Source organism: Actinoplanes sp. NPDC048791 (genome assembly GCF_040650095.1).
Lineage (GTDB): Bacteria > Actinomycetota > Actinomycetes > Mycobacteriales > Micromonosporaceae > Actinoplanes.
The window spans coordinates 1-7,457 of record NZ_JBEZGQ010000369.1; the positions used below are offsets into that span (position 1 = coordinate 1).

Below are 7,457 nucleotides of genomic sequence, written 5' to 3' on the forward strand. Positions count from 1 at the left end.
GCCGAGGGTTACACGCTGCTCAACGGCGGCCAGGCCAGTGCCCGCAGCCAGGAGATCACCGACCTGGCCGTGCCGACCGCGGGCGGGGCGATCCGCTCGCAGGGGCTGTCGCGGGCGTACGAGGGCAAGGCCGGGCGGGCGTACGACGCCGGCTGCGACTGTGTCCGGGACACGACCACCGGCCGGACCTGGACCGCGGACGAGAAGGTGGGCGCGTTCGTGGCGGCCGACGGCGAGCGGCTGGCCCAGGGCTGGCGGGTCGGCGTCGGGCTGAGCAACTTCACCCGGCTCGTCACCGACTCGGCGATCGCCGGCCCGTTCGCCCGTACCCTGATCTGGAACCTGTTCTTCGCTCTGGCCTCCACCGGCGGGACCTTCGTGCTCGGCCTGGGCTGTGCTCTCGCCCTGCACTCGCCACGGGTGCGCGGCCGGGGCCTCTACCGCACGCTGCTGGTGCTGCCGTACGCGATGCCGTCGTTCGCGATGCTGCTGGTCTGGCGGGACATGTTCAACACCGACTTCGGGCTGATCAACAACCTGTTCGGGCTGGACGTGGACTGGTTCGGCGGGGCCGCGTCCGCCCGGATCGCGGTGATCCTGGTGCAGCTGTGGCTCGGCTACCCGTACATGTTCCTGGTCGCGACCGGCGCGTTGCAGGCCATCCCGCCCGAGCTGTCCGAGGCCTCCCGCATCGACGGCGCCTCGCCGTGGCAGTCGCTCAAGCGGGTCACCCTGCCGCTGCTGCTGGTGGCGCTGACGCCGCTGCTGATCTCGTCGTTCGCGTTCAACTTCAACAACTTCAACGCGATCTACCTGACCACCGACGGCGCGCCGTTCCCGGCCGACAACCCGGCCAACGGCGCCACCGACCTGCTGATCACCTACACCTACCGGCTGGCGTTCGGCGGCTCCGGCGCCCAGTACGGCTTCGCCGCGGCGGTGTCCATCTTCATCTTCGTGATCGTCGCGGTGATCTCCACGGTCAGCTTCCGCCGGACCCGCCGCCAGGAAGAGGTCTACTCATGATGAGGTGGTTCTCCCGGGTCGGGTGGCGGCACGGGGTGGCGGTGCTGGCCCTGATCTTCTCGCTGTTCCCGATCGTGTTCGTGGTGTCGGCGGCGCTCAACCCGCTGGGCACGCTGTCGTCGACCGCGGCCGTGCCGACCGGGGCGTCGCTGGGCAACTTCGGCAACCTGCTGGCCGACACGGACTTCGCCCGCTGGTTCGGCAACTCCGTGCTGATCGCGGGCGTGTCGGCGCTGGCGTCGGTGTTCCTGTCGGCGCTGGCCGCGTACGCGTTCAGCCGGATGCGTTTCCGCGGCCGCCGGATCGGCCTGCTGGCCCTGCTGCTGATCCAGATGTTCCCGCAGTTCCTGGCGATCGTGGCGATCTTCCTGATGTTCTCCACCATCACCGACCTGTGGCCGGCCATCGGCTTCAACCAGGCCTGGGGCCTGATCCTGCTCTACCTGGGCGGGGCGCTGGGAGTGAACACCTGGCTGATGAAGGGCTTCTTCGACACGGTGCCGAGGGAGCTGGACGAGTCGGCCACGATGGACGGCGCGTCGCACGCCCAGACGTTCTTCCGGATCCTGCTGCCGCTGGTCGCCCCGATCCTGGCGGTGACCGGCCTGCTGGCCTTCATCGGCACGATCAACGAGTTCCTGATCGCCAACGTCTTCCTGACCGACACGGGCGCCAAGACCCTGTCGGTCGGCATGTACGGCCTGGTGGCGGGGGAGCGCAACAACAACTTCGGAATGTTCTGCGCGGGCACCCTGCTGACGGCGGTCCCGACCGTGCTGGTCTTCCAGTTCCTGCAGCGCTACATCGTCAACGGCCTGACGGCTGGGGCGGTCAAGGGCTGACCGGGCGGGTCACCTCGTCGCGGGCGGCGTCGAGGCCCGCTGCGGCCAGCGCTCCGGCGACCCCGTCGTCGAAGCGTTCGTAGCGGGCCACCCGGCCGTCCTCGACCCGGAACAGCGAACCGATCCGGAAGCTGTCCTGCGGCTCGCCGGTCGCCGGGTCGTGCCAGGTGGCGTCCTGCTCGACCACGACCAGGCCGTCGCCGCCGCAGAACCAGCGCACCGGCTGCGACGAGAAGCCGGAGCGGGCCAGCCACTCGCTCAGCACCGCGCGGGGAGCGCTGCCGCGCCCGCGGGGTCCCACGATGTCGACCTGCTCGTGGCTCAGGGACTCCACGCGGGCGCCGTCGCCGGCGTTGACGGCGGTCAGCCACTGCTCGACGACGCCGAGCGCGCCGCGGGTCCGGGTCGCATTCGTCATGCCGACAGGATAGGCGCGCGCCGGTCAGCGCACACCGCTCATCAGCCGGCTGATCGGCCGGGCGGCCAGGGCCAGGGCGGCCCCGATCACGATCGCGACCAGACCCAGGATGCCGAAGTACGCGGTCTCGTGGTCCTCGCTGTAGTACTTCGCGAGGGTGCCCGAGGCCGCCGTGCCCAGCGCCACCGACAGGAAGAACAGCGCGACCATCTGGGTGTGGAACACCGCCGGGGCCAGCTTGGTGGACAGCGACAGCCCGACCGGGGACAGCAGCAGCTCGGCGACGGTGAAGACCAGCAGGATGCCGGCCAGTGCGAGCAGCGGGGCACTGTTCGGGCCGCCGCCGGCCAGCGGCAGGAAGAGCAGGAACGCCACGCCCATGATCGCGGTGCCGGCGGCGAACTTGATCGGGGTCCCCGGCTGGCGCGGGCCGAGCCGGGTCCACAGCGCGGCGAAGACCCCGGACAGCACGATGATGAAGACCGGGTTGATCGACTGCACCCAGGACACCGGCATCTCCCAGCCGAACAGGTCACGGTCGAGGCGCTGGTCGGAGTAGATCGTCACGACCGTGAACTGCTGCTGGTACAGCGACCAGAACACCGCGCTGGCGACGAACAGCGGGATGAACGCGTACACCCGGCGCCGCTCGACGTCGGTGATGCGGTGGCTGCGCAGGATGACCACGAAGTAGGTGACCGCCGCGGCGATGCTCAGCACGATGACCACGTTCGACAGGGCCCCGGCCTGCAGCACGCCGGTCAGGGCCAGCACCAGGACCAGCGCCGCGGCCGCGGCGACCAGCAACGCCACCGGCAGGCGGCGCTGCGGCGGCAACGGATTGGGTACGACCCGGGCGGCGCCGGTGAGCCGCTTGCGGCCCATCGTGTACTGGATCAGCCCGATCGCCATGCCGACCGCGGCCAGCGCGAAGCCGGCGTGGAAGCCCCAGTTCTTCTGCAGCAGGCCGGTCAGCAGCGGCCCGACCAGGGCGCCGAGGTTGATGCCCAGGTAGAACAGGGAGAAGCCGGCGTCGCGGCGTTCGTCGTGCTCGTCGTACAGGCCGCCCACCAGCGACGTGGCGGTGGCCTTGACCCCGCCGCTGCCGATCGCGATGAGGATCAGTCCGACGGTGACGCCGGTCAGCCCGGGCAGCGCCGCGAGACTGATGTGCCCGGCCATCACCAGGACCGCGCTGAGGAACAGCACCCGTTCCGGCCCGAGCAGGCGGTCGGCCACCCACGCGCCGAGGATCGTGGCCAAGTAGACGGAACCGCCGTACGCGCCGACGATGCTCGTGGCGGTCTGCTCGGACAGGCCCAGCCCGCCGTCGGCCGCGGAGTAGTACAGGTAGATCAGCAGGATGCCCTGCATGCCGTAGAACGAGAAGCGTTCCCACAGCTCAACCCCGAACAGGTTCGCCAGCACCGGTGGCTGACCGAAGAACGTACGCTCGCGCGGTGCCGTCTCCTGCGTCATGACCCTGTCGCATACCGCATCCGGCGCCGCCGTAAACGACCGTGCCGGGCCCGGATCTTGCCCCGGGGCGCGCCGATGACCAGGCTGGTGCCGTGACTACGTCGGGTGGGATGCGGGGACGCACGCAGTGGACGCGGGGGCTCGGTGCGCCGCTGCGGGCGTTCCTGCGTACCGAATCGGGCAGTGCCGGGGTGCTCGTCGCGGCCATCGCCGCCGCGCTGATCTGGGCCAACCTCGACACCGCGTCGTACGACGCGGTGTGGCGCACCGATTTCTCGGTGCGGTTCGGCGCCATGGGCATCACCGAGGACCTGCGGACCTGGATCAACAGCGGGCTGATGACGCTGTTCTTCCTGGTGGTGGGCCTGGAGGCGCGGCGCGAGTTCGACCTCGGCGACCTGCGCGACCGGCGGCGTTTCGTGCTGCCCAGCGCGGCCGGGCTGGTCGGGATGCTGATCCCGGTGCTGATCTACCTGGCCGTCACCCACGGCGGCCCGGGCGCGCACGGCTGGGGCATCGCGATGTCCACCGACACGGCGCTGGCGCTGGGCCTGCTCGCCCTGGTCGGCCGGGGGGTGCCCGACTCGACCCGGGTCTTCCTGCTCACCGTCTTCGTGGTCGACGACCTGGTGGCGCTGCTGGTCATCGCGGTGGTCTACAGCGAGGACATCGAGATGATGCCGCTGCTGATCGCCGGCGCGGCCTTCGGGGTGTGGCTGCTGCTGCGCACGTTCGGCGTCCGCAGCGCCTTCAGCTACGCGGTCGTGGGCCTGGTGCTGTGGGCGGCGATGCTGGCCAGCGGCGTCGACCCGGTGGTGGCGGGCCTGGCGATGGGCCTCACGGCGGTGGCCTACACCCCGGTACGGGAGAACCTCGAAGCCGCCAGCGGGCTCTTCAAGCTGTTCCGCGAGCAGCCGACACCGGAGCTGGCCCGTACGGCCGCGCGCGGGCTGACCCAGACGCTCTCGCCCAACGACCGCCTCCAGCGGATCTACCACCCCTGGTCGAGCTACGTGATCGTGCCGCTGTTCGGCCTGGCCAACGCGGGCATCGCGATCGACGGCAGCTTCCTGAGCCGGGCGTTCACCTCACCGGTGACCTGGGGCGTCATCCTGGGCTACCTGATCGGCAAGCCGGTCGCGGTGGTCGGGGTGTCCGCGCTGCTCACGGCGGCGACCGGTGGCCGGGTACGCCCCACGGTCGGCTGGGCGGCGGTGCTGGGCAGCGGCACCATCGCCGGCATCGGCTTCACCGTGTCGCTGCTGATCGCGGCGCTGGCCTTCGAGGGCCCGGAGCTGGCCGAGGCCAAGATCGGCGTGCTGACCGCGGCGGCCGGCGCGTCCCTGATCACCTGGGCGGTCTTCCGCGCGACCCGGATGCTGGCCCCGCAACGCCGGGCCCGGGCCATGCTCGGCGACACCGAGGAACTGGTCGACCTGATCCCGGCCGTCGACCCCGAACGCGACCACGTCCGCGGACCGCAGGACGCGTCGGTCACGGTCGTCGAGTACGGCGACTTCCAGTGCCCGTACTGCGGCCAGGCCGAACCGGCGGTCCGGGACCTGATCACCGACACGGACCTGCGCTACGTCTGGCGGCACCTGCCGCTGCCGGACGTCCACCCGCAGGCGCGGCTGGCCGCCGAAGCCGCGGAGGCGGCGGCCGGTCAGGGCAAGTTCTGGGAGTTCCACGACCTGCTGCTGGCCCACCAGGACCACCTCAAGATCATGGACCTGCTCCGGTACGCCGACCAGCTCGGCCTGGACACGAACCGCTTCCACGACGAGCTGATGGACCACCGGCACGCGCAACGGGTCAGCGACGACGTGGACTCGGCCGACCTGAGCGGGGTGTCCGGCACGCCGACGTTCTTCATCAACGGGAGCCGGCACTACGGGGCGTACGACATCGTGACGCTCAAGCAGGCGGTGAAGACCGCTCGAACCCGGGCGGGTCTCGCCCGGATTCCTCAGCCCGCCCAGGAGGAAGGGACCGCCTGACGGCGGTCCGGCCTCCGCTTGCCCACGCAGGGACCGGAGTTGAGCTTCCGGAAGGGACGGCCTCCCTTTCAACCCAGTAACCTAGGATGCCTTACGCCGTGAGCGGAGCGACACGTCGCGCCTACCTCGGCCTTGCTCGACGATGGGGCATGCTTGCCGGCTGCCGGCTGCCGGCTGCCGGCTGCCGGCGATCGGCGCCCTCAGTGGCCGGCGACTGGCGACCGCCGACCGGCGCTCAGCGACCAGCGCTCAGCGATCGGCGACCGGCGCTTTAAGGGGCCTCGACGAGGTCCCTGACCAGGGCGACTGCCACATCAGCCTGCTGAGCAGCGTCCGGCCGCCCGGCCACCGCATACAGACCCTCGATGACCAGCCAGACCCGATCGGCCAGCCTCGGCGACCCGCCCGCGACCCGCACAAGCTCATCAACCCGAGCCCGCGACGACGCCAGATAATCCCGAGCGACCCGCCCAGGCGCGTCGTCCTCCGCCGGGAACTCGGTCAGGTAGTTGCGCATGGCGCACCCCCGGAACCCCGGCTCCCGTACCCGATCGGCGATCTCGGCCACCAGAGCGACCACCGCCTCCCGCCCCTCGCAGACCGCCGCGAGCGCCCGCTCGGTCGACCGTTCCCGCTCGGCGCGAACCAAGGACAGATACGCCGCCACCAGCTCGTTCTTGCCCGGGAAGTGCGAGTACAGCAGGTTTTTGCCGCAACCCGCCGCCGCGACGATCTGGGCCATGCCCACCGCCCGCACCCCCTGGTTGTAGAAGAGCGGGGCCACCGTCGAGACGATGCGGGCGCGGGTGCCGGGTGCTGCCGTGCGTGCCATGTGGCCAATGTAACGGACCGATCGGTCCGTCCAGCCCTTAGTATCGGACCGATCGGTCCGTTATCAATGGGGAGGGCACGACATGCGCGACGCGGTCATCGTCGAAGCGGTACGCACACCCGTGGCCAAGGGCAAGCCCGGCGGCGCCTACGCGGAGATCCACCCGGTCGACCTGCACGCCCACGTCCTGCGCGCCGTCACCGCCCGGCTCGACGGCCTCGACCCGGCCGAGCTTGACGACGTCATCGGGGGCACGGTCGGTCAAGTCGGCGAGCAGAGCACCAACAACACCCGGCTGGCCGTCCTCGCCGCCGGCTTCCCCGAGTCCGTGCCCGGCACCACCGTCGACCGGCAGTGCGGCAGCAGTCAGCAGGCGTTGAGTTTCGCCGCCCAGGGGGTGGTCGCGGGCGCCTACGACATCGTGGTGGCTTCCGGGGTCGAGTCGATGAGTCGCGTACCCATCGGCAGCTCCGCCCTGGTCGACGGCGCGCGGGCGTTCGTCGGGGGTCCCGCCGTCGCGGAGCGGTATCCCGGCGGGCTGATCCCGCAGGGGATCAGTGCCGAGCTGATCGCCCGGCGCTGGGGTCTGTCGCGCACGCAGCTCGACGAGTTCGCCGCGACCAGCCACCAGCGGGCGGCCGAGGCGTGGAAGCAGGGCTGGTTCGCCGGCCAGGTCGCGCCGCTGGCCGGACTGGAGACCGACGAGACGATCCGGCCCGGCACCACCGTCGGGACGCTGGCCGGGCTGCGGCCCGCGTTCGCCGAGGGCCGCCGCGCTCGCCAAACGCAACAAGGCCGCGTGGGCCTGGTTCATCGGCTGGTTCAACTTCCTCGGCGAGGTGGCCGTCACCGCGGCGATC

At 71.1% G+C, this 7,457-nt stretch carries 7 protein-coding genes; 4 read left to right on the forward strand and 3 right to left on the reverse strand.

What is annotated here, in order from left to right; all coding sequences use genetic code 11:
* A partial coding sequence (locus AB0C29_RS24650; RefSeq protein ID WP_360824331.1) for an ABC transporter permease subunit occupies positions 1-1,026 on the forward strand: 1,026 nt, incomplete at its 5' end.
* The gene (locus AB0C29_RS24655) at positions 1,023-1,868 is read left to right on the forward strand and encodes a sugar ABC transporter permease (protein ID WP_360824334.1); all 846 of its coding nucleotides are present in this window, start codon (positions 1,023-1,025) and stop codon (positions 1,866-1,868) included. The genes AB0C29_RS24650 and AB0C29_RS24655, both read left to right, overlap by 4 nt.
* Here AB0C29_RS24655 and AB0C29_RS24660 read toward each other — a convergent pair.
* Both AB0C29_RS24660 and AB0C29_RS24665 read right to left on the reverse strand, forming a co-directional pair.
* Complete coding sequence (locus tag AB0C29_RS24660) at positions 1,858-2,286, reverse strand: nuclear transport factor 2 family protein (protein ID WP_360824337.1); 429 nt, start codon at positions 2,284-2,286, stop codon at positions 1,858-1,860. The two genes, AB0C29_RS24655 and AB0C29_RS24660, sit on opposite strands and share 11 nt — an antisense overlap.
* A 24-nt stretch (positions 2,287-2,310) precedes the next feature.
* The gene (locus AB0C29_RS24665) at positions 2,311-3,765 is read right to left on the reverse strand and encodes a peptide MFS transporter (protein ID WP_360824340.1); all 1,455 of its coding nucleotides are present in this window, start codon (positions 3,763-3,765) and stop codon (positions 2,311-2,313) included.
* A 92-nt stretch (positions 3,766-3,857) separates the two neighbouring features.
* On the opposite strand from AB0C29_RS24665, the gene nhaA reads away from it, so the two are divergent.
* Positions 3,858-5,765, forward strand: coding sequence for a Na+/H+ antiporter NhaA (nhaA, locus tag AB0C29_RS24670; RefSeq protein ID WP_360824343.1), 1,908 nt, complete (start codon positions 3,858-3,860; stop codon positions 5,763-5,765).
* A gap of 271 nt (positions 5,766-6,036) precedes the next feature.
* Here nhaA and AB0C29_RS24675 read toward each other — a convergent pair whose 3' ends face one another.
* Positions 6,037-6,597 (reverse strand): TetR/AcrR family transcriptional regulator, encoded by a 561-nt coding sequence (locus AB0C29_RS24675; RefSeq protein WP_360824346.1) that lies wholly within the window; start codon positions 6,595-6,597, stop codon positions 6,037-6,039.
* 82 nt (positions 6,598-6,679) lie between these two features.
* On the opposite strand from AB0C29_RS24675, the gene AB0C29_RS24680 reads away from it, so the two are divergent.
* Positions 6,680-7,457: thiolase family protein (locus tag AB0C29_RS24680; protein WP_360824349.1), on the forward strand; the 778-nt coding region annotated here is incomplete at its 3' end.